Source organism: Mesorhizobium sp. M5C.F.Ca.IN.020.32.2.1, assembly GCF_004023105.1.
Taxonomy (GTDB): domain Bacteria; phylum Pseudomonadota; class Alphaproteobacteria; order Rhizobiales; family Rhizobiaceae; genus Mesorhizobium; species Mesorhizobium wenxiniae.
Window position 1 is genome coordinate 1 of record NZ_RZSX01001655.1, and the last position, 476, is coordinate 476.

General features: G+C 62.2%; 1 pseudogene. It reads left to right on the forward strand.

The window, feature by feature from the left end:
• Positions 1–27 precede the first annotated feature (27 nt).
• Positions 28–462: pseudogene (gene smpB / locus EOA86_RS37990) on the forward strand (SsrA-binding protein SmpB); the annotation flags it as partial.
• Positions 463–476: the final 14 nt, after the last annotated feature.

A 476-nucleotide genomic window follows, 5' to 3' on the forward strand; every position in this document is an offset into this window, starting at 1 on the left:
GCCTCGATCGTGTCGAGCACCTCATAGGAAAACCGCAAGGCGCGGTTTTCCTATGAGGTGCTCGACACGATCGAGGCCGGCCTGGTGCTGACCGGCACCGAGGTGAAATCGCTGCGCCAGGGCCAGGCCAACATCCAGGACTCTTACGCCTCGGTCGAGGGCGGTGAGATCTGGCTGATCAACTCCTATCTGCCGGAATATCTGCAAGCCAACCGCTTCAACCACGAGCCGCGCCGGCGCCGCAAACTCCTGCTCAACAAGCGCGAGATGGCCAAGCTGTCGCAGAGTGTCGATCGCGAAGGCATGACGCTGGTGCCGCTAAAAATCTATTTCAACGACCAGGGCCGGGCCAAGCTGCTGCTTGCCGTTGGCCGCGGCAAGAAACTGCACGACAAGCGCGAAACCGAAAAGCAGCGCGACTGGTCGCGCGAGAAGGGCCGGCTGCTGAAGGAGCGTGGGTAGGCTGGGAGCCACTC